The organism is Azospirillum sp. RU38E, assembly GCF_900188385.1.
Taxonomy (GTDB): Bacteria; Pseudomonadota; Alphaproteobacteria; order Azospirillales; family Azospirillaceae; genus Niveispirillum.
In genome coordinates this window covers 146,117-171,960 of the sequence record NZ_FZOI01000012.1, presented here as the reverse complement: position 1 = coordinate 171,960, position 25,844 = coordinate 146,117, and the positions used below count along the sequence as shown (strand labels likewise).

General features: G+C 62.6%; 21 protein-coding genes and 1 pseudogene. 1 reads left to right on the top strand and 21 read right to left on the bottom strand.

The window, feature by feature from the left end; genetic code table 11:
- Positions 1–989 (bottom strand): chaperonin GroEL (gene groEL / locus CHB97_RS18380; protein ID WP_143271005.1); only part of this gene is annotated, 989 nt, incomplete at its 3' end.
- 41 nt (positions 990–1,030) lie between these two features.
- Positions 1,031–1,183: pseudogene (locus CHB97_RS18375) on the bottom strand (co-chaperone GroES); the annotation flags it as partial.
- 118 nt (positions 1,184–1,301) lie between these two features.
- Between CHB97_RS18375 and CHB97_RS18370 the strand changes: the two are divergent.
- On the top strand, positions 1,302–1,499 hold the full coding sequence (locus tag CHB97_RS18370) for a hypothetical protein (protein ID WP_089289450.1): 198 nt from the start codon (positions 1,302–1,304) through the stop codon (positions 1,497–1,499).
- Positions 1,500–1,637: 138 nt separating this feature from the next.
- Here CHB97_RS18370 and CHB97_RS18365 read toward each other — a convergent pair whose 3' ends face one another.
- From CHB97_RS18365 to CHB97_RS18275, 19 genes are all read right to left on the bottom strand, one after another.
- Positions 1,638–2,987 carry an MFS transporter gene (locus CHB97_RS18365; protein WP_089289449.1) on the bottom strand — a complete coding sequence of 450 codons (1,350 nt, stop codon included), beginning with the start codon at positions 2,985–2,987 and terminating at the stop codon, positions 1,638–1,640.
- Entirely contained in the window at positions 2,984–3,832 is an 849-nt protein-coding gene (locus CHB97_RS18360; RefSeq protein ID WP_089289448.1) for an alpha/beta hydrolase, read from the bottom strand. Before CHB97_RS18360 ends, CHB97_RS18365 begins: the two co-directional genes overlap by 4 nt.
- The gene (locus CHB97_RS18355; RefSeq protein ID WP_089289447.1) at positions 3,829–5,115 is read right to left on the bottom strand and encodes an NtaA/DmoA family FMN-dependent monooxygenase; all 1,287 of its coding nucleotides are present in this window, start codon (positions 5,113–5,115) and stop codon (positions 3,829–3,831) included. The genes CHB97_RS18360 and CHB97_RS18355 overlap by 4 nt, the downstream gene beginning before the upstream one ends.
- On the bottom strand, positions 5,115–6,011 hold the full coding sequence (locus CHB97_RS18350; protein ID WP_089289446.1) for an LLM class flavin-dependent oxidoreductase: 897 nt from the start codon (positions 6,009–6,011) through the stop codon (positions 5,115–5,117). Before CHB97_RS18350 ends, CHB97_RS18355 begins: the two co-directional genes overlap by 1 nt.
- Positions 6,012–6,021: 10 nt before the next feature.
- Positions 6,022–7,332 carry a Xaa-Pro peptidase family protein gene (locus tag CHB97_RS18345; RefSeq protein WP_200820012.1) on the bottom strand — a complete coding sequence of 437 codons (1,311 nt, stop codon included), beginning with the start codon at positions 7,330–7,332 and terminating at the stop codon, positions 6,022–6,024.
- A 13-nt stretch (positions 7,333–7,345) separates the two neighbouring features.
- Positions 7,346–8,341, bottom strand: coding sequence for a phosphotransferase enzyme family protein (locus CHB97_RS18340; protein WP_089289445.1), 996 nt, complete (start codon positions 8,339–8,341; stop codon positions 7,346–7,348).
- A complete protein-coding gene (locus CHB97_RS18335) occupies positions 8,341–9,204 on the bottom strand; it encodes an alpha/beta fold hydrolase (RefSeq protein ID WP_089289466.1) in 864 nt (287 codons plus the stop codon). The genes CHB97_RS18340 and CHB97_RS18335 overlap by 1 nt, the downstream gene beginning before the upstream one ends.
- Before the next feature lie 136 nt (positions 9,205–9,340).
- Positions 9,341–11,890: a TonB-dependent receptor gene (locus CHB97_RS18330; protein WP_160105997.1), complete on the bottom strand. Its 2,550-nt coding sequence runs from the start codon at positions 11,888–11,890 to the stop codon at positions 9,341–9,343.
- Positions 11,891–12,322: 432 nt separating this feature from the next.
- Positions 12,323–13,513 (bottom strand): class I SAM-dependent methyltransferase, encoded by a 1,191-nt coding sequence (locus tag CHB97_RS18325; protein ID WP_089289443.1) that lies wholly within the window; start codon positions 13,511–13,513, stop codon positions 12,323–12,325.
- Between the two features lie 31 nt (positions 13,514–13,544).
- Positions 13,545–13,904, bottom strand: a complete 360-nt coding sequence (locus tag CHB97_RS18320) for a hypothetical protein (protein ID WP_089289442.1) — start codon at positions 13,902–13,904, stop codon at positions 13,545–13,547.
- A gap of 20 nt (positions 13,905–13,924) precedes the next feature.
- The gene (locus tag CHB97_RS18315) at positions 13,925–14,500 is read right to left on the bottom strand and encodes an ureidoglycolate lyase (RefSeq protein ID WP_089289441.1); all 576 of its coding nucleotides are present in this window, start codon (positions 14,498–14,500) and stop codon (positions 13,925–13,927) included.
- A gap of 18 nt (positions 14,501–14,518) precedes the next feature.
- Positions 14,519–15,826, bottom strand: a complete 1,308-nt coding sequence (locus CHB97_RS18310) for an MFS transporter (protein WP_160105995.1) — start codon at positions 15,824–15,826, stop codon at positions 14,519–14,521.
- 319 nt (positions 15,827–16,145) lie between these two features.
- Complete coding sequence (locus tag CHB97_RS18305; protein ID WP_089289439.1) at positions 16,146–17,108, bottom strand: alpha/beta fold hydrolase; 963 nt, start codon at positions 17,106–17,108, stop codon at positions 16,146–16,148.
- A gap of 53 nt (positions 17,109–17,161) precedes the next feature.
- Entirely contained in the window at positions 17,162–18,127 is a 966-nt protein-coding gene (locus CHB97_RS18300) for an alpha/beta fold hydrolase (protein ID WP_160105993.1), read from the bottom strand.
- A 49-nt stretch (positions 18,128–18,176) separates the two neighbouring features.
- Positions 18,177–19,343 (bottom strand): class I SAM-dependent methyltransferase, encoded by a 1,167-nt coding sequence (locus CHB97_RS18295; RefSeq protein WP_089289437.1) that lies wholly within the window; start codon positions 19,341–19,343, stop codon positions 18,177–18,179.
- On the bottom strand, positions 19,340–19,684 hold the full coding sequence (locus CHB97_RS18290) for a hypothetical protein (RefSeq protein ID WP_089289436.1): 345 nt from the start codon (positions 19,682–19,684) through the stop codon (positions 19,340–19,342). Before CHB97_RS18290 ends, CHB97_RS18295 begins: the two co-directional genes overlap by 4 nt.
- A gap of 761 nt (positions 19,685–20,445) precedes the next feature.
- Positions 20,446–21,690 (bottom strand): dipeptidase, encoded by a 1,245-nt coding sequence (locus CHB97_RS18285; RefSeq protein WP_089289435.1) that lies wholly within the window; start codon positions 21,688–21,690, stop codon positions 20,446–20,448.
- A gap of 3 nt (positions 21,691–21,693) precedes the next feature.
- On the bottom strand, positions 21,694–24,042 hold the full coding sequence (locus CHB97_RS18280; RefSeq protein WP_089289434.1) for a TonB-dependent receptor: 2,349 nt from the start codon (positions 24,040–24,042) through the stop codon (positions 21,694–21,696).
- A gap of 338 nt (positions 24,043–24,380) precedes the next feature.
- A complete protein-coding gene (locus CHB97_RS18275; RefSeq protein WP_089289433.1) occupies positions 24,381–25,718 on the bottom strand; it encodes an LLM class flavin-dependent oxidoreductase in 1,338 nt (445 codons plus the stop codon).
- Positions 25,719–25,844: the final 126 nt, after the last annotated feature.

Sequence of the window (25,844 nt, the reverse complement as noted above, 5' to 3'; positions counted from 1 at the left end):
GTGTCATCCTTGGTGATGCGCACCCGCCGGGCGGTGCCCAGCTGCGACAGGCCGACATTTTCCAGCTTGATGCCCAGATCTTCCGACACCACCTCCCCGGCGGTGACGATGGCGATATCTTCCAGAATGGCCTTGCGGCGGTCGCCAAAGCCCGGTGCCTTGACGGCGGCGATCTTCAGGCCGCCGCGCAGCTTGTTCACCACCAGTGTGGCTAGCGCCTCACCTTCCACATCTTCTGCGATGATCAGCAGCGGGCGGGACGATTGCACCACCGCTTCCAGCAGCGGCAGGATGGGCTGCAGGCCTGACAGCTTCTTGTCGAAGATGAGGATATAGGGATTGTCCAGTTCGGCCACCAGCTTGTCGGCATTGGTGACGAAATAGGGGGAGAGATAGCCACGGTCGAATTGCAGCCCTTCCACCACATCCAGTTCGGTTTCCAGGCTCTTGGCCTCTTCCACCGTGATCACGCCTTCATCGCCCACCTTGGCCACCGCCTTGGCGATGATTTCCCCGATGGCGCGTTCGCCATTGGCGGAAATGGTGGCGACCTGGGCCACCTCTTCATTGGTGGAAACCTTTTTCGACCGGGCCTGCACATCGGCCACCACGGCAGCCACGGCCCGGTCGATGCCACGGCGCAGATCGGTGGGGTTCAGCCCGGCGGCAACCGCCTTGGCCCCTTCGCGTGCAATGGCCTGGGCCAGCACGGTGGCGGTGGTGGTGCCATCACCGGCCAGATCGGCCGTCTTGGTGGCCACTTCCTTTACCAACTGCGCGCCCAGATTTTCGAACTTGTCGGAAAGCTCGATCTCCTTGGCGACCGAGACACCATCCTTGGTGATGCGCGGTGCGCCAAAGCTCTTTTCAATCACCACATTACGGCCTTTCGGCCCCAGCGTCACCTTGACCGCATTGGCCAGAATATCGACCCCACGCAGCAGGCGTTCACGGGCGTCGGTGGAGAATTTCACATCCTTGGCAGCCATGGCACAGGCTCCTTCGTCTCAAATGGTTTCGTATTGGGAAATCAGCCAGTATAGACGCCGATAAGGTCGCTTTCCTTCAGGACCAGCAATTCCTCGCCGTTGATCTTGATCTCGGTGCCCGACCATTTGCCGAACAGCACCCGGTCGCCCACCGTCACATCCAGCGGCACCAGCCGGCCCTGATCGTCACGGGCATATGAGCTATCAATTGCTGCGTTCGGTCACCCCGAATGTGGCCGGGGCCATCGCTGATTCAGAGGTCAAGAGCTACCGTTCTGCCCTGGTGACAACCCTGACCGGCATACGGTAAATGTGCGCGTCGGTGCCACCCATGGATCGGTTTCAGCCGATATCTTCGTGACCAACCTGTTCGACGATAAGGCCTATACCTCGATTGCCGACCAATATGTCTTCACCAACAATTTCGCCTATACCAGCAAATTGTCGGCCGTGGTTGTCGGCTTGCCTGAACGGCGCACCGTCGGTTTGCTGGTGAAATACCGGTATTGATCGGGCCATGCCAGCCTGCGGCGGGGCTACCCGTCGCAGGCCGCACCTCCTGCTCCCGCAGGATCCTGATAATCTGCTGCTCTCTGAAACCGCTCTTCTTTATCAAAATTGCTATCTCTGGCACCCCCGCATCGCTAATCACATTTTCCCCCGGCCGCCCAGCGGATAGAAGAAGATGAAACCGGCATTGCACAGGAACAGCACCAGCGGAATGCCGACATATCCCGCATAAAGCGCATTGATGGCGCTGTCCGGCTGGGTCGCCAGTTCGCCGTTGCGGGTGGGCAGGTAATGGGCAAGGTTCAACAGGATGCCGACCAGCGCCACACCCAGCGCGAAGGATGCCTTTTCGATCACCGCCGTGATGCTGGAGAGCAATCCCTCTCGCCGCAGGCCCGTCACCTCCCGGTCATGGGCCAGCGCGTCGGACAGCATGGAGATGGACAGCAGGATCATCCCCCCGGCCCCGACACCGGCCAAAATCCCGCGCAAGATCAGCCCCAACGTGCCCACGCCCGCCGTACCAACCGTCAGCCAGCTGAGCGATCCCAAGGACATCAGGGCGATGCCGATAATGTAGGCGTTGCGCTTGCCCATCCGCCGTTCCAGCCACAGCCAGACCGGCATGGAAAGGCCGGTGGCCAGGTTCTGGGCCAGGGCCAGTTGCATCTGACCCGCATAGCCCAGATGCAGCACATTCAGCATGAATAACAGGCTGGTGGTAGCCAGGCTGGCAAAGGCCAGGAACTGGCACACCTTGGCCCCCATCAACAGGCAGAAAGGCCGGTTGCGCCAGACGGCCCGCCAGTCAATCGCCAGCTTTTCCACCGGCCCCGCCGCCACGGCCAGCACCGGGGCCCCCGCCGTGCCAAAGAAGGACAGGGCCATGGCCGTGCCGATGACCAGCGCCATCACCCAGCCCATGGTGAGATAACCCGCCGCCCCGCCGCCGCCATGGGAAATCACCGCCGCCGTGCCCGCCATGGCCAATATCTGGCCCAGGGAGACGAAAATTGTGCGGAAGGATAACAGGCGGGAGCGTTCATAACGCGATCCGGTCATTTCTGACGGCATCGCCATATAGGGCACGTTGAACAGCGAATAGCCCGTGGAATAAAGCACCAGCGCCGCCAGCATATAAAGCATCAGCGCCCGATCCCCCAGGGCAGGGGCGGCGAAGATCATCAGGAAAGACAGGGATGACACCAGCGCACCCGCCAGCAAAAAGGGCCGTCGCCGGCCCCAACGACTGCGCGTGCGGTCGCTCATCATACCGATGATGATATCGGCCACGGCATCGTAAAGTTTCGACGCCATCAGCAGATAGCCCGCCAGTTCCGTGCTCTGCCCCAGCACGGTGGACATGAAGGCGGGGAAATAGGCGGTGACGGCGTTCAGCATGATGGAAACGCCCACCGTGCCAACGCCGAACCCAAGACAGACCTTGACCGGCAAACGGTCGGGCAGGCCAGCGGTGGCGGCTGTCATGGGCTTTCCCCGTCCAGAAATTGAATGATGGTGCTGGCCTTGGCGGCGGGATCGGCCCCCACAGCGACGATTTGCGGCTGTTTCAGCGCGGCGGCGATCTCCGCCACCGCGGCATTCAGCACCGCCAATTCGCGTTCCGCCTTCAGCAGCAGCACCGGGCAATCAATCAGCGGCAGCCGTTCCAGCGGGCGATAACGGAAGGCGGCAAGGTACGGCAGGGCGTAACTGTCCAGCGCCTTCAGCACATCCAGGGCCGCATCATGCAGCACGCGGGCCGGCGGCATAAATCCGGGCAGCCGGTGTTCCGGGTCGCGCATGAAATGCGGGAAATACAGCGCCTGATCGCGCACGAAATGGAAGGCCCACACCATATGGGCCCCATAATCATCCGGTTCCTGGCGGGGGGCATAATTGGCCAGGATGGCGCGGCGGGTGTCATCATCATAATCCTTGATGCCATCCAGGATGGCATGGCGCACCCGGCCCGGCGCAATGGCCGCCAATTCACAGGCCGTGCGCGCGCCGGTATGGCTGCCATAGACATCGAACCGGTCGATCCCCATGGCATCGGCCAGCCGCAGGATGCTGTCGGCGAAATAGCCGATATCGGGATCGGCCAGCGCCGGGGCGGGGGAATCCCCATTGCCCAGCGTATCGGGTGCGATCACGCTGCGCCCGGATGCCGCCAGCACGGGCATCAGCGGTTCCATCCAGCGTGAACTGGTGGGAGAGGCGTGCAGCAGGAACAGGGGCGGCTTTGCCGCCCCCGGCACCAGGATCTGGCGCAGATGTACCTGCCCCTCGGCAATGCGCACAAAGGCGCGGTCGATCATGGGCGCGCTCATGTCCCCACCCCCACGGCCAGATGGTCACGCAATGTGGTGCCCTGGTATTGGCGGCGCAGCAGGCCGCGTACCTGCAGCAGCGGCACCACATGGGCGCAGAACAGTTCCAGTTCGGTCGGCATGTAACCGGGCTGCAGGGTGAAGCCGTCGCAGGCCCCGGCATCGATCCAGGTTTCCATCCGGTCGGCCAACTGGTCCGGCGTGCCGACAAAAATGGCATGGCCACGCGGCTTGCGGGCATAGGCGCGGCAGAAATCGGCGATGGTTTCGCCGGCCTCCGCCGCCGGGGCCAACATGCGGCGCACGTCACCGGCGGGGAATTCACACTCTGCGCAAATCTGTTCCAGCGGGATCGGCCCGCCCGCCGGATGGCGGGTCAGATCATAGCCGATGGATTCACTGAGATATTCGATGCACAGCGCATCATCGGCCAGTTCCAGCATCAAGGCATGCTTGCGCTGTGCCTCTTCCTCTGTGCTGCCCAGCACGAAGGCCAGGCCCGGCATGATCAGGATGCCATCCGGGTTGCGCCCGAAGGTGCGTGCCCGTTCGCGGATATCGTCGCGGTAATCGCGCCCCGCCTCCAGCGTGGGTGCGGGGCAGAAGATCGCCTCCGCCGTCTGGGCGGCGAAATTGCGCCCGTCGGGCGACTGGCCAGCCTGCACCAGCACGGGGCGATATTGCGGCGATGTCGGGAAATCCAGCGTGCCGGCAATGTCGAACCAGCGGTTTTTCAGGTTCGCGGCGCGCTGCGGATCATCCAGCCCCGCCGCATCGCGCCAGAACACCTCTGCCGCATCGACGAAGGCCTTGGCCCGGTCATAGCGCAGGGATTTTTCCAGCAGGTCGGCGGCCCCGAAATTCCAGGGCGAATTGGGATGCACCGTGGTGACGATGTTCCAACCGGCCCTTCCCTGGCTGACCAGATTAAGGGCGGCGAACTTGGCCGCCACCTCCGCCGGTTCGTTGAAGGTGGTGGACACCGTGGCCACCAGCCCGACATGGCGGGTGACGCCGGCCATCACCGACAACAGGGTGAACGGGTCCAGCGTGGGGATGGCCAGCCGGCCCGGCGTGCGCCCGGCGGCATCGCGGCCCTGCAACTGGTCGCCAAAGACGATGGCATCAAAACAGGCGTCATCCACCAGCCGGGCGACACGCTCGTAATAATCGCGCTGGAACACGGCGCGCGGCGTGGCATCAGGCGCCCGCCAGCCGCCGGGGAAAAAGCCGATGCCCTGCAAAAAGGCCCAGAGATGCAGTCTGCCATTATTGCGTGACATCAGGCGGCCCCTTTCCGGGAATAGGGATTGACGGGTTTGCGCAGGCCCAGCCGTTGGCGCGCCGTGGTGCCGACATAGGGCGGGCAATCCACCCAGCCACGCAGGGCTTCCAGCAATTCCAGGGCATCAGGCCCCATCAGGTGCAGCCCGTCGGCCAACCCGTCGCGCACATGATGCAAGCCATCATCCAGGCTGGCCGCTGTCACTTTCAGCAGCCGCACCGCCCCTTTCGGCGCGCGGGCCAGCCGGTCCAGCCGGTCCAGCCCGCCCAGCACCACATCGGCGGCGGTGGCGCTCTCCCCCACCTCGTCCAGGTCACGCAGCAGCAGCGGGTGGCCCTGTGGCGGGCGGGCGGCGTTCAGCGGCCCCATGGCGGCGAAATAAGGGCCGCGATAATCCACCCGGCGCACCTTGGCACTGTCCAGATAGGCACCGGATGCCTTGTCGATGATCAAGGCATCCTCATCCCAACTGTCCCACAGGGCGCGGGTGGCGCGGATGAAATCATCATATTTTGCCAGCGCTTCGCCCCCGGAAAGCGGCTGGGCGACACCATAGGCGGCATCGAACCGCGCCCCACCGGCCAGCAGCGGCAGCCAGCCGCAGCGCCCATCGGTCAGGAAATCCGCCGCTGACAAAGCGCGGGCAATATGGAAGGGCACGGAATGCAGGGCCGGGATGGCGGCCACCACCAGCGGTGTACGCAGCCGCCCGGCAATCCAGGGCAGGCTGACCACCGGTTCAATGCGCGGCGGGGCCAGCCCCTGGTCGCCATGGGCACGGGCCAGGATGGCGAAATCGGCCTTGGCGGCTTCCACCCGGTCGGCGGTGCGGGCCAATGCGTCATACGCATCCCCCGCACCATCCGGGATATCAATGTTGATCGACAGATACATGGGGGCACCCTCAAATCGTAATGATGTGGTTGCCAAGGGGGTGGATCGGTTCGGCCCCGTCGCGCGTGATGACCACCAGATCCTCGATATGCACGGACCCGCCGATGCCGGTATCCAGCGAGGGGCAATCGACGCTGAGGATCATGTTTTCCTCCAGCAGCAGATCGGGCTTGGCATAGAAGCCGCCGCGTATTTCCCCCGGCTCGTCGGTATGCATCAGGCCGACGCTGTGCGGGCCGAAACTGACCAGCCCGTCGGCCCCGGTCTTGCGCAGGGTTTCCATGCCGATCCGCGTCACCTCGGAAAAGCGCAGGCCGGGGCGCAATTGCTCGCGGATGGCCTTCCAGCCCGCCTCTGCCGCCTGGGCGGTGCGGCGGGCGGCGGGGCCGGGTTCGCCCACAAACACCGTGCGGGCATAATCACCATGGTAATTCTGGAAATGGCCCACCCCGTCAAAGAACAGGGATTGGCCATCCCCCACCGCATCATCGCCCGGCAGGTCGGACGACACGCGGTCAATGGTCATGAAAACCGCGCGGTTGCCGCGTGCGGCACTTTCCTGCGCGAACAGGCGGCGCAGGTCACGATAGGGCACGCCTGCCCGCACCTGGGCAATCACCGCCTCTACGGCGGCCGCATTGCCCGCCGCCCCGCGTCGCATCAGCGCCAATTCCAGGGGCGATTTCACCACCCGTATCCAGCGCAGCGGATTATCGGCTTCGATCAGGCTGCCGGGCCGTTCATGATGCTCACAGACCAGCCGCGTCACTGCGTGATCATAGGCAATGCGGCCCTGCCACAGCCCCATATCCTTCAGGGCGCGCACCAGCGCACCACCGGCATCGGCAAAGATGGCACGGGTGTCCACTGCCGCATCGGTGATCAGGCGTCGCCGCGCCTCCACCCCCGTCAGTGGTGCCGCCCCCTTGTCGGCAAAGAAGCCGGCGAAGGCGGGCACTTGCCGCGCCTCCCCGCCCGCATCGCCGGCATCCTGGAACAGATAGGCTGCCAGCCGCCCCCGCGCACCCGCATCAGCGAACGTGTAGTAATAGATGAAATGCGAGGTGACGATGGCCGGGGCCAGATCGGGGTTGCGCGACAGGATGGCAAAACTGGTGGGCGGCTGGCCCATGCGGGTGACGCCGATCTGTGGCCAATAGCCCAGCAGGTGGAACACGTTCAGCGGATCGCCCAGCACGAAACCATCGATCCCGAACCGGTCCATGATTTCATAGGCGCGCGGCAGATTGATCGGCCCGCCGTCGCGCAATTGCGCGAACAGCGCCTCATCACCCGCCATCAGGGCGGCGGTGCCATCCATGGCGATGCCCCCCTTAAAGCAGGTCCAGCGCACGCGCGCGGGATTTGATGTAATCGCCCAGCCAATCCAGATTGCGGAAACGCAGGGTGCCGCGCCCGACAGCAGCGGATGATTCCGCCATGCCGGCAATCAGCCGGAACGCCTTGGCCATCAGGAACAGCTCACCATGGCGTTTTTCATCCGCCGTGAAGGGGCGCACGCTTTCGTACCCACGCTCAAACGCCGTGCCGTAATCGGGGGAGAAGCCGTAGAACAGATTACCCCAGACGAAATTCTTCACGTCCTGCATCAGGTAATCCTCACCCGTGCCGTCAAAATCCAGCAGGGTGATCTGGCCATCATCGGCGACATGCACATTGCTGGAATGGAAATCGCAATGGCACAGCCCCACGGGCACATCGTCTTTGCGGATATCCAGCAGGCGCTGCGCCAGACTTTCGGCGATGATGGTGTAATCGCGCAGATCGTCCGGGCGGTCATAGACGAAATCCAGCAAGGCCGGCACCGTCACCTTGAACCGCACCACATTATCCATCGGCCAGGGGCGGTCGCCATTATAGGTGATGCCATGCAAATGCATCTGGGCGAACAAAGCCCCCACCCGCTCGGCATCGGCAATATCCATGCGGTCGGTCAGCTTGCGCCCCGGTGCCCACTGGTACAGCGCCAGGGCGCGCGGCCCTTCCGGTGAATCCAGCTTGAAATAAAGATCACCTTCATGGGTATGGATACCGGCGGACGCGGGGAAACCCTGGCGGCGCAGATAATCCAGGAAGTTCAGTTCGGTCGCCACCTCATCGACACCGCGATAGGTCTTGCGCCAGACGCGGAGCGCAAAGCGTTCCTCGGCCCCCTGCACCAGATAAACGTCATTCATGCCGCGATAGAGCAGGAAGGCCGTGACCGGCCCCTTGATCGGGTAACGCCGGGCGATCTCCGCCGCCAGGAAGGTTGGCTCCATCACGGAATGGGAGATGCGGGCCATCGGCAGCGCGTTGGGGGCATTCATCACGAAAAACTCCTGGAAGCGGACGGATCATCGAAGAAGCCGCGCAGTTGGGCGGCGATGGCGGTGATCGCGTCGGGAAGATCGAAAATGTCGCGGTTCCATTGCGGCAATTCCGCAATGCGGTGATCGGGGATCAGGGCGGCGGCGGCCAGCGATTGGGCCCTGATATCCTCATCCGGCTGCACCAGCAGGCAGGGGCAGGTCAGTTGCGGCAGACGCGCCGTGTAATCATAGGACCAGACACCGAAATAGGCCCAGTGCAGCCGGTCCAGCGCGCCCATCTTGTCGCGCCAGTTCAGCGCGGCGCGGCGCAGCGGCACGGCAGGGGCGCGGGCCGTCACCACGTAATCCCAAAGCGCGCGTGCGGTGCCCAGAATGCTCTCCCCCGCCTCATCCAGCGGTGGGGTGGCGTGGGCGGCGCGCAGCCGTTCGGCGCGTTCGGCCGCATCGCGCATCGGCAGGCCGGTCAGCGCCAGATGGCGCACCAGATCGGGCCGGGCCAAGGCTGCCTCGACCGCGATCAGGGCACCGGTATGGAAACCGTAAAGGTCGCAGCCGCTGGCGGCATCAATACCCATTTCCGGCAGGGCTGCCAGCAGCAGGGCCGCATAACCGGCCATGTCGGGCGGGGCATCGGGCCCATCAGACTGGCCGTAACCGGGTGTATCCGGGGCGATGACCAGCCGGTCCCGCCCCATATCCCGCATCACCCCTTCATATTCGAAAGACGATGCCGGGTTCTGGTGGAACAGCACCAGCGGACGCCGCACCATCGCCGCCACCGGCGGGACGGCCCGGCGGTAATGGATTTGCCGACCGGGCGGGCCGGCATAGGCGCGGGTGATGGCAACGGGGTTTTGCATGGGGGCGCTGGCCGGACCTGAGGGAATGTCGGGAAAAAAGGGGCGGATGGCCCGAAGGGGATAGGCCATCCGCCCAGAAGGTGGGGGCGGGGGGAGCAGGCTGGAGAGCCACATTTCCCGCCCCCGTCGGGAACCATCAGAAGCGGTACTTCATCTCCAGCCCCACGGTCCGCCGTTCCGGCAGGCCGACAACCAGGGCGGAGAGATAGGAGGTGTAGGCGAAGTTGTTGGTGAAGACGAACTGGTCAGCGATGGAGGTATAGGTCTTCGTATCGAACAGGTTGTTCACGAAGACATTGACCGACACCGCCCCCCGGCTAGCACCGGCGCGCACATTCACCATCTGCAGGTTGGGGGTCTTCACCACATTGGCGACATTAGACCACACGCCGGATTTAAAGCTGTAATCAGCGCGGGCGAACCACTCACCCTCAAAGTCCGTGCCGAAATCGCCATTATATTGCAGGCCGGCACTGGCCGAATATTTCGACGTATTGGGCATTTCCTTGCCCTTGAAGTCAAAGATGCCGGTCAACTGGCTGATCTGGGCCGAGCGGAAGGATTGGACTTCACTGTCGGTGATGGCACCGGCGAAATTCAGGGTCACATTGCGCAGCAATTGATAGCTGCCTTCCAGCTCCACGCCCTTCATATCGACGCTGCCGGTGTTGACATAGCCGGTAACGATCTGGGCGGCGTTGGTGGTGGGATCCACCAGCGGGAAGGAGGTCTGGTTGATCTGGTTGCGCCACTGGGCGAAATAGCCATCCAATGCGAACTGCATACGGCCATTGAACAGCCGGCCCTTCAGCCCGATCTCGTAATTGGTGACCTTTTCCGGTTCTACCCCAACGCTGAGCCCCCCGGCCGCCGCCGCGCGCTGTGCCGCCGCCGTGGCCGTCAGAAAGCTGGTGTTGAAGCGGGCCGGGTTCACCCCCTTGGCGAAGGAAGCATAGGTCATCAGATCATCGTTCAATTCATACTGCGCGATGAAACGCGGCATGAAATTCTTGAACGTCTTGCTGAGCAGCAGCGAACCGCCCTGATAGAAGCCCGCCGGCACAAACACATCGGTGGTGGCCGTGTAACCCGCCGGCTGGGCATAGGCGAACAGTTTGTCGGCCTGATAGCGCCCTTCGGCGCTGAGGCTGAGATCGTCCGTCACCTGATAGGTGATGCCATAGAAGCCGCTGATGGTACGCGAGCGCGTCTTGCCATTGGCATTGAAGAAGACGGTAGTGCCAAGCGCGCCGTTGCCGCCGCCATTGCCTGAAATGGTCCAGGCATTCATGTAATTGACGCCCGTGACCACCCGCAGCGCCCCGCCGCCATCATAGGCCAGCCGCAGTTCGTGGGAACTATCCTTGCTTTTACGCTCCACCAGGAACGGATAATCAAAATAGCTGCGCGCACCGGCGGGCACGGAGCCGAAACCATTATTGGCGATGGAGGTATCGCCGTAATTATCCAGATCCACCAGAGTGCTGTAGATTTCCTTATTGGTACCAGCAAGGTATGAGATGGTGAAATCCGTGTCCGGGATTTCATAATCCGCCGTGACGTGGGCATGGGTATAGCGGCGCACCAGCCCGTATCCCTGCACCCCATCGTCTGGGGAGATGATGCGGTTGCGCGGTTGGGCCAGGAAATTCTGGATGAAACTGTCGTTGATGGTGGTCCAGGACGGGCTCTGCCCAGAAATCAACTTGGGTGCCGTACCGCAGAAATAGGGGTTCAGACGGGTGGTTCCCGCCCCTTGCGTAGCCGACGTAGAGCCGCTCAGCGTACAGTTGGACTGGCCCTGCAGCACCACCTGGCCGCTGGCATTACGCACAGTATAGGCCGAAATGAAGCCGCTGGCCGCCGGCCCGTCATCATCCTCCGAGACAAGGCCGAACGCCTTGACCGTCAGCCCTTCAATGGGTTTGGCGACCAACAGCAAGGTGCCGCTGGTGGTTTCCTGGTCGCCAAGCGTTTCCCCGGTGTTAGAGGCATTCTTGTAGGAACCATTCTTGGAAAAACGGTTGGCCGTGGCCCGGAAGGTCAGCTTATCTTCCAGCAGCGGGCCTTCCACATCGGCCTTCACCCGGTAATTGTCGCGGGTGCCGATCATGCCGCTGACGCCGCCGTGGAATTCATCGCCCGGCAGCTTGTTCACCACATTGAAGGCACCGGCGAAGGTGTTGCGCCCGAAATAGGCACTCTGCGGTCCCTTCAGTACCTCCACCCGTTCCGGGTCGGAAATGTTGCTGACGGCGGTGGCCGAGGCGACGGGCACACCGTCGATGAAGGTTGCCACCGTGGAAACATCCGGTGCCGACGGGCTGAAACCACGGATGATCATCTGCTGGAAGGAACGGTCATTGCGACCGGCATTGTTGTTGGAGACGTTCAGGCCCGGCGTGAAGGCGGCCATCTCGCTGACATTGGTGACGCCGCGCAGCTCAATGGCTTCGCTGGTCATCACGGTGACGGCCACCGGCGTTTTCAGCACATCTTCTTGCCGCTTGCGGGCGGTGACGATGATCTCCTCCAGCACGAACTCCTCTGCCCCGTCGGCAGCGGCTTCCGCCGCGCAGACAGCCGGCACGGACATCAGGCTGGATAAAGAAAGTGCCGTCAGCGATACGACGCCAAAGCGCTTCATTGCACGTTGGCGAGAATTAAATTCGATCTCATTCCCCACGAGAAACCTCCTGTCAAAGGCCATTGTTTGTTTTGATGAGTCTTCGGCTTGGCATCATGATCCATTTTATTTGGATATGACTTTTTACCCGAACGCCATATCTGCCGAATTCTTGACCAGGGTCGTTCTTTCAATTGCGCGGCGCAATATTCCGCTTTTTTCTGTCCACTAGATGGATGGTTTGGCAGGGGGCATGCCTATCCCCGTCCGTTACGATGCGATTTTAAAAGGTTAAGCTTCACGCAAAGCTACTTGCATGGTCGCCGGGGTTTGCCCCTAAACACCTTCCGTTTTGCCAATCCTTGGACACGCCTAAGAAATTCTACTTTTTCAACACCTTACAAGATTTCACGTTCAACTCTCCCGTCACCCCGGCGAAGGCCGGGGTGACGGAGTGAAGACCGTAAGGTTTTGAAAACAAGAATAACCGGCCTAGTGCCGCCTACCCGCTTGCTTCACCGCCGAACAGACGTACCAGCTGCCCAGCAGGGTGCGGCCTTCGGGGTCGCCCTGGGTGAAGAAATCATCCCGGTTGGCCTTGGCATCGGCCACGCCCTTGCGGTAACCGACCACCACATCGGCCCCATCAAACCCGGCATCGCTGGAAACCTTCACATAATCCACCCGGCTGAGCGCCGCCATGAAGGGTTCGTTATTGTAGTGGGATTCAAAATCGCAGCGCATCTGTTCCCACAGGCCCAGATGTTCATGGCGCGGCGGCACCTCCACATGCGCCATCACCCCACCGGGCCGCAGCAGGCGGTGGCATTCAGCGAAGATGTTGCGCATGGCGCGGGCCGATGTTTCATGCAGCAGCGCGGACGAGGTGATCAGGTCGAAACTGCCATCGGGGAAGTTGGTCGCCTCCGCGTTCTGCTGGCTGAAATGGATGGTCTGGCCCATCGCCTCGGCCCGCGCATGGCCATAGCGCAGCATGGGCGCGCCGACATCGATGGCATGCACCTCTGCGTCTGGGAAGGCAGCGGCGATGGCACAGGTGCTGTGTCCGACCGAACAGCCCAAATCCAGAATGCGGCGGGGCGTGAAGTCGGGATAGAAATCCCGCAGATGCGCCACCAGCGTCTGCCCGCGCCCATCATTGCGCCAACCGCCATTCAGGTTGCGCAAATAGGTGGAGGCAAAACGATCATAGAGCGCACCGGCGCGGAAATCCGTTTCCGTCACATCCACATGATAGGAGCCGGGCATGCGGTGATGATCGAAGGCGGCGATATAGCGCGGGATCGGCAGATCGGGGTCCAGCACCAGGCTGCCGCGCGGGGCCTTGGTCTGGCTCGCCACGGCATCGGCCAATGCATCATATTGCCGGTCGATGCTGGCCCCCAGGCTGCGCCAGATCTGATCTTGATAGAAGAAACTGAGCGATAGCCAATATTGGTGAAACGGCTCATCTTCCAGCATGTCGCGCATCTGGGCGCTGGATTTGGGGCGGCTGCCGGTTTTGGCTTCCACCGCCGGCACCACCAGTTCATTGACCAGCCGCTTGTCCAGCGGGTCGATATTCTGGATGGTCCACATCCGCATGGCCAGGAAATGGTCTTCCATCGCCTGTTCATCATGGGTTGCCTGCGGCATGACGGCGTGCCCGAAATGCTCTGCCATGTCATCCCCCTTTGCTATTCACGTTGATCCATCAATCCGTTGTCACGTCGGCCAGCACGCCGTCATAGTCGCGCTGTTGCTTCAGGGCCTCGGGCAGCAGCTTGTCCCGCCCCACGCCCAGCACCCGGTCATAGGTTTGCTGGCGGGTGCGGGCGCGGCCTGCCTTGGCCGTGGCGTCGGGCTGGAAACTATCCACATCCGCCGGGCCATGGCCGCCGCGCGCCGCCGACAGCCGTTCATTGGCGTCCAGCCGGTCCCGCAACACCACCACTTCGCCAAGCAGGGCCAGCACCATGCCGGCCAGCGCGTCGGTGGTGGGATCCTTGAAGATCACCGGCTGGCTGCCCACAGACCGGGCCACCCTTTCGCGGTTTTTCTGTGCCTGTGTCATCTCTCACATTCCGTGCGGTTTCAGGGGGCTTGGAAGCGGAACAGGGTGCCGGTGCGGCGGTGGATATCCTTCTTGTCCAGGTCGGGGCCGGCGGCCTCCTCCGTCGCGGCATCGCGCTGGTGCAGGTCGTACCCGGTCTGGGTGGACAGCAGCACGATCAGGTCCGTGCCATCCTCCACCGCGAAGGGAAATTCGTGCCAGGTGCCCAGATGCAGGGTGAAGCCGGCGCTGCCATCGAACAGGAAGGCCCGCACCTGTGACAGATCCGGCAGGTCGCCATCCGACGGCGGGGCCATCACCGCGACAAAGGGCTTGCCGCCCAGCGGGATGAAGGTCTGCGTATGCTGGAAATGCCGTTCCATATAGCGCACCTCCGGCGGGCGCGGGTCCACCGTTGCCAGGGTCACGGCAACCGGATGGTCACAGGTGAAATCCACCGGATAGCGCATGGTGACGCGCCCCTTATAGAAATCCACCGGCACCGGTTTCACCCCCGCCGCACTGCCCAGGATTTGCCCGAACGGGGCCAGGGCTTCCGGCGTGGCTTGGATCAGTGGCAGGTCGACGACCCGCACAGCACCGTCAATCGTATCCATTTCCGAAACCCTTATGGTTCAGCGATACGGCCCGACACGGGCCCCTTCGGTGGCATTCATCAGCCGGGCGGCCTCCCCACCCGTAGCGCGCTGGCGCTGCATGGCGCGGCCCGACAGGGCGAACAAGGCCACACCGCACAGCAGCGCCGGGATCACCACCAGCATGATCGAATAACCAACCATCGCCGGCTCACCGAACAGATGGTCGGTGGCAAAGGCGATCAGCATCGGCCCCAGCGTGGCCCCGATCAATGTATTGACCAAGCCGCTGAGCGCCACCGCACTGCCCCGCATACCGGGCGGCACCACCGATTGCAGGGTGGCAAAGGTGGTGGTGCCCAGCACGGCGAAGACCGCACTGCTGGATGCCACCAGGAACATGGCCAGCACTGGCCCCCCGGCCAGCACGGCCAAGGCGGAGGGAATGGCCACCAGCGGGGCCAGCGCCAGAATGCGGAGCTTGGCCATGGCCACATGCCGGCGGGCAAAATGGTCAATCAGAATGCCGCCAATCATCGGCCCGGCGATGGAAAAACCCATGGAAAACGGCCCCAGCCAGGTGCCGATCATCCCCGGCGTTGCGCCAAAGGCGCGGGTCAGCATCGCCGGTGCCCAGCCCGCCGCACCATAGGCTGCCAGGAAGCAGAAGGCGAAACCCAGATAAAGCGGGGCGAAAATACCGGCATTGCGACGCAGGAAGCCAATTTTCTCCCGGAACGACATTACTTCCGCCGCACCGTCACGCCCGCCGCGTGGCGGTTCCCGCGTCAGCAGCATCAAGGCCGACACGAACAGCCCCAGCGCACCGCAGCCGATGAAGGCCACCCGCCACGGGGCCGCACCATCCAGCAACGGCACACCGGCAAAGGCCCCGCGCGCTGCCGCTTCCATGATGAAACTGGTCAGCGAGATGGCCAAGCCATTGGCCACCGCCTGGCCCGTTAGAAACAGGCTGAGCGGCTTGCCGCGCTTGTGCGGCGGGAACAGGTCGGCAATCAGCGACACCGCCGCCGGACCCAAGGCTGCCTCCCCCAACCCCACCAGCAGGCGGGACAGGAACAGATCACCAAAGGAACCGGCAAAGCCGCCGCCAATGGTCGCCAAACTCCATACCAGCACGCCGACCGTCACCAGCAGACGCCGCGACACCCGGTCGGCCACCATGCCCAGCGGAATGCCCACCGTGGCATAGAACAGGCCGAAGGCCAGCCCCTGCAAAAGGCTGATCTGGAAATCCACCAGCCCCAGATCCTGGCGCACCGGATCGACCACGATATTGATGATGGCGCGGTCGATGATGGAAATGATCGCCGCCAGGAACAGCACGATGACGGTCCACCATGCGGACCGCAGGGCACGTTTACTTGCATCCGTTGTTTCTGACGAAATATTCGGTACTGATTTTTCAGTTGCCGATGTGAACATCATCGGCCCCTTGTCACAGACAGAGTCATTACCCCTGTATATGAACCCGTAGACGGTGAGCTGTTCATGAAGACCCCCGTTCATTGTCTTGATATATCCCGCCTATTTGTTCTTTGACATAATGATGGCGGGTTCGAAGAAAACTTTATCCCTGAGAAAAGGGGCTGCGGCGATTCCAGATTTTTTTGTCCGCCTGATGGACAGCCCCGTTCTGCGCGTTTTAAAGCCCCGCCAGGAAGGCGCGGATATCATTGGCAAAACGGTCTGGAATCTCCCACATCGGCCAGTGGCCGACATCCGCATAGCGGATCAGTTGCACCGACGGCGCGTTGCTGAACCGCTTGACGGAAGCCTCGGCCCCCTGGGCGATCACCGTATCCTCATCCGGCCATTGGATCAGCACCGGCACACGCACCTGGGCGGCACTGGCCCCCACATCGCTGGTGCGGAACAGGTCGGCATTGGCTTTCAGAAAGGATTGCTGGTTGGGAATGGCCCCCGGCAGATTGGCCATGTCATACATCATGTCCACCATGAAGGGCGGCACGTCCCAGCCATGGTGCCCCGTATCCTGCAACACCAGCCGATAGAACCAGCGCGGATGATAATCCGGCAGCACGGCATTATGAAAGGCGATGGCCTGCCGGATGCGCCAATCCACGGCGCGGGTCTGGCTGGGCCGTTCCAGCGGCAGCACGGAAAAGGCCATGGCGCGGATACGATCCGGCCTGTCGATATTCAGTTGCAGCGCGACGTTACAGCCGTTGGATGTGGCGATCACCGCCGCCTGATCAATCCCCAGCGCATCCAGCGCCAAACCGACCAGCCGCGCCGCCTCTGCCGTGGTGTAGCCCTTCGGGTTGGGGCCGCTCAACCCATAGGGCGGCCAGTCCAGCCGGATGATGGTGTGATCGGCCGCCAGCCGTTCGGCCAGCGGGTCCCATTCATGCAGGTTGACGCCGGTGCCGTGCAGCAGCAACAGCACCGGCCCTTGCCCCTCTACCCGCACATGCATCGGCACACCATCCACCTGGATGAAGCGGGATGGGGCCTGGGCATAGCGTTCGATCATCGCCGCCCGGTCACGATCCAGCCAGCCCAACCGGGCCGGCACGAACCAGCACAGGAAAAGCGCCAAAGGCGGCAGCAGAAGGCCGCAAAACACGGCCAGAATTTTGCGCATGGGGAAGCATCCTTGATCGGGAAATCAGCGGGAAGGCGCGGTGCTGATACGCCTCAACGTTCCCGCTTCATCCAGGCATCCACCAGATCGGCCACGGCGTCGGGCGATTCCAGGGCGGGGAAATGGCCCACCGTGTCCATGCGGATGATCGACCGGCTTTCCGCCCCGGCCAGATAATCATAAAGTGCGGTGCCCGCCGCCGGTGGCAGCACCACATCACGCATCCCCCACAGGATCAGCACGGGGGCCTTCACCGCCGCCAGCCGGGCCTTGGTGGTGTCCTTATTCGCGCTCAGGGCATAAAGGGCGCGTTGATTGGGCTCTGTCGGGCGCAGGTTGGTGATGTGGTAATAATCCACCGTGGCGGGTGTCAGCCGTTTGGTGTCGCCGTAAAGATAAGACAGATAGACCTGCCAATAATGCCGGTCCTTATAGCCGATCTCGGCGGCGCGCTTGATCTCCGTCTCCAGTTCCGGCGTCACCGGTATCTTGGCTTCGGCCACGGAATCCGCCGGGGCATTGGCCAGGATCAGGCCGCTGACCCGTTCGGGATGGCTGGCGGCCGTGTAATAGGCCAGCGTGCCGCCGCTGGAGGTGCCGAACAGGGTGGCCTTGTCCACCCCCAGCTTGTCCATCAGGCCCAGCACATAATCTTCCGGCGGGGTGCCGCTCTTGGCCACCGCGTCGCTGACGGAACCGGACAGGCCGGCAGGTGCATGATCGTACCGGATGATACGGTAATGGTCTTTCAGCTGTGCCACCACCCCATCCCAACTGTTCAGCGTGCTGCTGGACCCGTGCAGTAGCACCAGCACCGGGCCCTTGCCCTCATCCCGGTAACGCAGTTCCACCCCATGGATGGTGGCATAATGGTCGCCCGGTGCTGTGAAGCGCTGGCGCAACTGTTCCAGGCTCAGTTTGGTTGGCTCTTTCTCCGCCGCGTTGGCCGCCACAGGGCCTGCCAGCAGGCAGCCGGCCAGGAACGCCGGCAACAGCCGGCGGAGGGGGATTTGCATCATCGTCTTTGTCCCTGTTCTGAAATTTATTATATTTTCCACGACCTGCCCGTCACACCCGGCCCGAGGTGACAAACCAGGAGCGGAAAACCCCGTCGGACGTATCACCGAACTTTTTCGCTGCCAGACGGGCATTGAAGGCCGTGGCCTGATAGCCGGCGCGCACATCGCCAAAGCCGGCGGCCCGCATCATCTGCGCATAATCCACCGACAGGGCACCGCGCCAGTTCGGTTCATTATTGAACTGGGCTTCCAGTTCCGCCGACAATTCCTGCCACAGATCGCCAAACGTGTGCAGCAGCGGCACTTCCAGATGGATCGCCACCCCGCCGGGCCGCAGCAGCCGGCGGCTTTCCGCCAGGATATTCACCATGGCAGCGGGGGAGGTTTCATGCAGCATGGCGCAACTGTAAACCACGTCAAAACTGGCATCGGGGAAACTGGTGCGCTCCGCGCTCTGGCGGGAGAAATGCACCGCAGCGCCTAAATGCTCCGCCCGCGCATGGGCATAGCGCAGCATGGAACCGCCGACATCAACGCCATGCACCTCGGCGTCCGGGAAGCATAGGGCCGCCGGCACGGTGCTGGTGCCGATACCGCAGCCCATATCCAGAATGCGATCGGGCTTTATGTCCGGCGCGATGGTCAGCAGATGCGCCATGGCCGTCTGCCCGCGCAGGTCGTTCAGCATGCCGCCATTGCGGCCCAGCATGTAAACGGCCCCACCCCGATCCATCACCGCCCCTTGCAGCAGTGTGCCATCATCATAGGCATTGCCGCCGGGCATCAGATGGATATCGCCCATCGTGATGTAATCGGGGGCCTGGAAATCCGGGTCGATGGTCAGCGATCCCTTGGGGTTGTCAATCTGCCCCAGCGCTTGCAGTTCCGCCGCCTGTCGTTCCACGCAATCGGTGACGGCGTACCACAGCTGTCGCTGGCTTTCGCGCTTCAGCGACAGCCAGGTGCCGAAACTTCCCACCTGTTCCATCTGGCCGCGCAGGGCCCCCACCGGGTCGTTGCTGGCCTGCGGCTGGATGGCGGCTTCCAGTTTCTCGGCAATGCGCTGCTGTGCGGGTTCCAGTTCCGCCATGACGAACTGCTTCAGGTCGCGGATGAACAACTGTTCCACCAGCTCATCATGGCTGGGCAGGGCGATCATGGGATGGGCCTGGGCGGCGCGGGCTTCCACAATGCCTTTCGGGGACGGGCTGGTCATGGCTGCACCTTTTCAGGGCTGGACAGGGTGGCAAGGTCGATGGCGGCGGCCTCCCGCAAGGGGCGGAAAATCTTGGCCATGCTGTGCTGTCGCTGGCGTTCGCGGGCGGCCTGCGCCGCCGCGTCGGGGGTGAAATTGTCCACCGCATCGGGGGCGAAGATATTGGCCGCCGTCAGCAACCGTTCAGCCGCATCCAGCCGGGCGCGCAGAATGGTCACTTCCGATGCCAGGGAAACGATCATGGCCAGGGTCTGGTCATCCAGGCTGCGGCGGCCGGGTATAGGGTCCAGCCGGTTGGGTGTGCGCGGCAGCACGGGGGCCGCGCCTTGAACCTGTGTCACGTGAACCTCATCATCACGAATAAGGGAATACCCCCGGACAATGCCGGGAACAGGGACAAACAGGGCGCGGCAACGCATTGCCGCGACAGGATATCTGGCGGAAAACAAGGGTTGGGGCAGAAACTGTTCGCCGGGATTAGAACCTATTCGAAAGGGCGTTTTGGCGATGATTTTTACAAAATCCACAGGGTGGACAGCCCATGCGGTTGCCATTTGATCTGACGCCGCGATGGGCAGGCCATGCCGGCATGGCGTGAAAGGTCCGGATTGGCCCCGCATCGCGCCAGTTCAGTTCCATTCTGCCGGTCAGCGCGATTTTCGATCTGCCGCAACGGGGCTGAACATATTCTGTCCGGTGGCATCAGCAGCCACGACGTCTGCCGGCAACAACGCACTTCTATCATGACCCATGAGTATAATACCAATCCGCCGAGGGTTTGACCCTTGGCGGATTGGAGGCCGGCGACCGCCGGCCCGCCGCTTGGTAGCGGCGTGAGCCAAGGGCGCGGATGCGCCCGCCCGGCGTTTGAGGGAACGCAAAATCTCCCTGGATCGGTCACGATCAAGGGAGATTGGTATAAGTGCCTGTTGAGAAATTTTTATTTTATTTCAATATATTATGCACATATGCTTTCAGCCTCACCGTCGCCCAGGCCGCAGCATGGGTGACGGTGAGGATACAGCATAGCTTTGACAATCAATAAAAACTGTTCAGACGGCCCCTCATAAGACGTGGCTGTACGGCCCCGTCTCGGTCCTTGTTACCGGTCAGGGGCCAAGGCCTGATTGGCCGCCATTACCCGCAGCAGATTGCCGGACCAGATCTTGGCCAGGTCCGCTTCCTTGTAGCCGGCGGCCAGCAGGGCGGCGGTGATGCGGGGGATGGCGGCGACATCCTCCATCCCTTGTGTGCCGCCGCCGCCATCCCAATCCAGCCCGATGCCCACATGGTCCGGCCCCACCACTTTCAAGGCGTGCAGCAGATGGGCCATGAAATCATCAAAGCTGGGCGGATCGGTATCCGGATAGAGCCTGTCGATCTCCCGCCTTTTTTCCAGGAACGCCGTGCGGGCAGCGGCATCCCGGACCCCTTCGCGGTAACTGGTGTAAAGGGCGCGCTGGGCCTTTTCCCGTTCCGGGTTGGGTTTGGCGGCACGCAGATAGGCGCCATAGGCATTCATCATGATGACGCCACCCTTGGCGGCCAGGGCGCGCAGCCGGTCATCATCGATGTTGCGCGGATGATCATAGACGGCCTTGCAGCCGGAATGGGTCAGCAGTACCGGCCCTTTCGACAGGGCCAGCAGATCATCCAGCACCGTATCGGAACTGTGGCTGGCATCGGGCACGATGCCCAGCCGGTTCAGTTCCGCCAGCAACTGCTTGCCCAGCGGGCTCAGGCCCCCCCATTTCGGCTGGCCGGACGGGTCGGTGGAACTGTCGGCAAACTGGTTATGGGCGAAATGGGCAAAGCCGATCACCCGCACCCCGATCTTGTGGAACAGATTGACGAGGCTGATATCCTCGCCCAGCGGATAGGCGTTCTCCATGGAGATGAACACGACACGCCGGCCGGCGGCGGCGATGGGGGCGGCATCGCCGGGCTTTGTCGCCAGGGTGAAATCCGCCGGCGATGCGGCCACCATTTCCCGGATGGACAGGCCGCGCAGCACGGCGAAATCCCGTGCTGCGCGATATCCTTCCGGCGTCAGTGGCCCTTGCGGGGTGTAGATGGCCCACAGGCCGCCATCCAGCCCGCCCGCCTTCAACCGGGGCAGATCGACCTGGGTGTAATCATCATGCACATGATGTTCATCCAGGATCGACCAGTCCGGCAGATCCAGCGAGGCGGGCGTATCCATATGCCCGTCCAGGGTCAGCAGCTTTTCATGCAGCTGCCGGGTGGCGGCGGACACAGGCGGCGGGTCCGCCGCCTGGGCAGCAGGCGGGGCCAGCAGACAGGTGAACAGCAGCGGCAACAGCAGGGGTTTCAGCGGGCGGCGCATGGCTTAAAACTCCCCGGAGATGGTCACCTGAATGGTACGCGGGGAGAGCGGGCGGAAATTGCCGTCCCCGCTGACGGCGGGAGAGATGAAGGACAGCGTATCCTTGTCGAAGATATTGTCGATATTGACGCGGGCCTTGATGTTCTTCAGCGGCCCATAATCCCAGCCTTCACCGACATCGACATAGGCGCTGAACACCGTATAGCCGGGCAGGCTGGAACCGGGCGTGTTGGTGAAGGTGGACCAGCGTTTGCCGACATAACGCCCGCTGAAATTCGCCACCAGCCAATCGGTAGGCTCCACCGTGATGCCGCCGCCGATGATCCATTTCGCACTGTCGGGGATGAAGCGGCCGGATGTCGGCGTGACCGGGCTGGTCGGGATATCATCCAGGAAGGTGGCATGGTTATAGGTGACGCTGAAATTGGCATAGGCGTAATTATTCAGGAAATCCGGCTTGAAGGTGCCGGTGAACTCCGCGCCATAGGCCTCCACCCGGCCGACATTGGCATAGAAGGTTTCCGTCGTCGCCACCGTGCCCGGCAGCAGGGTGGTGATGGATTGGATGCGGTTGGCAAAGCGCGTGTAATAGCCCGACAGGGCGGCATAGAATTGCGCCTGATTGGTGCGGATACCGATTTCCACATTCTTGGCCCGTTCCGGTGCAGGCGCGGGGACGGCGGCATTGCTGCTGGCCAGGGCGGTGGCGAAAATATCATCCATGCCCTTGGGCAGGGCCATGTTTTCCGAATAGGAGGCGAAAAGCTGTGTCCGCCCGTCCAGCCGATAGACCAGCCCGACCTGTGGCAGGAACCCGTCATTGTAAGAGGCGCTGTTGCGCTGCGGGCCATAGCCCGCCACTGGCCGGCCACCGACGATCCGGTAATAATCGGCAAAATCGCGGTAGCCGTTGAAATCATAATCCAGGAACAGGCCCTTGGCGCCGATATCCAGCGTCAGGTTATCATCCAGCAGGGCGATGGAATCCTTCAGGAAAATCTGGATCGTATCGCGTTCGGAGCGATAGTTGCGGCGCAGATAGACCAGTTCGTTCAGGTTGGGTGCGGCCTCCGGTGAGCCATCCACCGTGTTATAGCGGGCCTGGGTACGGTGATACTTGTCATGCTCCACCCAGAAACCGGCCTCCAGCGTGTGGTTATCCAGCTTGGCTTGCAGCTTGCTGGTCAGGCCATAGCGATCCCCGCCCACGCCCGACAGCCCATATTGCACCCCGCGCGGGGCGGTTACCGGCAGGCCGACGGCAGCTTGCGGGGTATAGCGTGACAGGCTGTTGGCATAGCCGTCGGGGGAAACCCCGTACCCGTCCTTATCTTCCCAATAGGCCGTGCTTTCCAGCCAGGCATCCTCCCACAGGCCGAAATGCGTGGTGGCGCCATACAGCTTGTCATTGCGGATATTGACCGCCAGCGCGTAATCATAGGTGTAGTTGGGGTTGGAATAGGGCACCCCGGCCACGGTCGGCGTGAAGCCCGGCGTGCTGTTGGGCACCAGCCGGATATAGCCGCGATCCCGCCCGCTTTTCCCGCCAACATCGCTGCCGCTGTGATATTGCGCCCGGCTGAGGGTGGGGGAATCATAATCGAAGAAATCGTTGGAAACGAATTTCAACCGGGCCCAGCTTTCTTCACCCAAGCTGACATGGGCCTGGGCTTCCCAATGTTCGCGGTCGATGGTGCCGGCCCCGCGCCACAGGTCGCTGTCCAGCTTGGTGCGGCTGACATAGGCCTTTACCGGGCCGATCTGCCCGGTCGAAGCACGGATGAAGGTGCGCCGCGTGCTATCCTCCCCAAAGGTTTGGGAGATAAAAACCCCGGCCTCGTCCTGCGGCGCGATGGAACGATATTGCACCAGCGGACCCAGGCTGGAATAGCTGGGCAGGCTGACATCACCCGCCCCGGCGGACGCCTCCACCACGCCCAGATTTTCATTATCGACATAGCGGAAGACGGGGGAACCGCCAAAGGCATCGCTACGCCCGGTGGGGATGCCATCCACCACAAAGCCGATCTGGTCCAGGTTGAAGGCGCGCGTCTGCACGGAATTGCCGAATTCGTAAAGCCCCAGCGCGCCGTCGGTCTGCACATTGAAGCCCGGCAGGTTTTCCAGCATCTTCAGGCCGGAAATACCCGATGGCGCCGATAGCAGCGCTTCCCGCGTTACCGCCACCGTGCTGGTGGTCTTGTCCAGACCGATCGCCTCATCCGATTGGGAAACGCGGCGGCCGGTGACGATGATTTCTTCCAGGGCCACGCTGTCATCGGCCAGGGCCGGGATGGTGGCAACAGTCCCCAGCAACAGCGCCGGCAGAAGCCGGCGGGTATAGAACGTCATCTCTTACCCCTTCTGTACAGAAATCGGATTATTGTTCTTTCATTCCGGCCGATGAAAATGCGATGAAAGCAGCCGAAAATGGACGCGGACAGTCATTCGCAGAAATTTTTTTCTGCGTGATAGAATTCAGGCGTTGGAAACGCCGATGGCTATGACTGATCCGACCCCGAGAGCCCCGTTATCCTTGACAGTACCCTCACAGGTGCCGCCGGTGACGGGGCTTTGGCCTTTAATTGGCCTTGTATCGATAGAATGACCTGGAAATTGACTGCATGGCAAGTCTTTGTTGCGGCGCACCATGTGTCGGACGACGTACCGCCCGACACATGATTTTCCGCTTATTCCGCCGCCTGGGCCAGCCGGGCGCGTGTATGCCGGTTTTCCGGCACCGGCAGGCCCAGATGGCCGCGCAGGGTGCGGGTGGTATAGTCGGTGCGGAACAGGCCGCGCTGCTGCAGGATCGGCACCACCTTCTGGGTGAACAGGGCGAAATCGCGCGGCTTGGTGACCTGCACATTGAACCCGTCGGCGGCCCGGCCGGTGAACCAGCGCTCAATCTGATCGGCGACATGTTCCCCCGTGCCGACGAAATCCGACCGCCAGCGCCCAAAGCGCCAGGCGGCTTCGCGCAAGCTCAGCTTGTCGGCCTTGGCCTCCCGGATGATGCGCTCGGCATGGCCCTTGTAGCCGTTCAGGCTGACATGGGACAGGTCGGGGAAGGGGGCATCCAGATCATATTGCGTGAAATCATGGTAATTGAACGGCCGGCCCAGCTGCACCAGCAGCTTATCCAGGCTGAGATCGGCATCTTGGGCGGCACGCAGCCTTTCCGCCTCTTCCTGGCTGTCGGCAATGGTAACCGACAGGCCGGGCAGCACGAAAATCTCATCCGGGTTGCGGCCCAGCGCGGCGGCGCGGGATTTCAGATCGGCATAATAGGCCTGTGCCGCCTCGAAATTATCGGCGGTGGTGAAGGTGGCATCGGCGATCAGGGCGCCCAGCGTGCGGCCGGCATCGGAATCGCCGGCCTGGAAGATCACCGGCTGGCCCTGCGGCGACCGGGTCAGGGCCAGCGGGCCGGCGACGGAGAAGAAGCGGCCCTTGTGGTTCAGCGCGTGCTGCTTGTCCTTATCCAGGAAGATGCCGGCCTGCTTGTCCCGCGGGAAGGCATCGTCCTCGTAGCTGTCCCACAGACCCTGCACGACATCGACAAATTCGCGCGCCCGCTGATAGCGTTCGCCGTGATCGAAATGTTCCTCGCGGCTGTAATTGCGCGCCGCCCCCTCCAGCCCGGTGGTGACGACGTTCCAGCCGGCCCGCCCACCGCTGATATTGTCCAGCGAGCCGAACTGGCGGGCGACATTATAGGGCTCCCAATAGGAGGTGGTCAGCGTGCCGACCAGCCCGATCCGGCTGGTGGAGACGGCCAGGGCCGACAGCAGCGTCAGCGGTTCCAGCCGGTTCAGGAAATGCGGGGCGCTTTCCTTGGTGATGTAGGGGCTGTCGACAATGAAGACCAGATCGAACTTGGCCGCCTCTGCCTGTCGTGCGGCCTCGATATACCAGTCGATATTGATGCTGGCATCACCGGGAAGGGCCGGGTCGCGCCAATCATCATGGCTGGTGCCGACACCGGCCAGAATAGCGCCCAGATGAAGCTGGCGGGGGGAAGTCATGCGGTCTCTCCATCACGAAGGGAAATTTTGGGGGAAGCTTGGGTTGGGTGTGATGGTATGCGGGCGGATAAGCGTTAACAAATTCAGAAGTCTCAAGCTTTCATTTGGGGAAAGTTGATGGCTTGG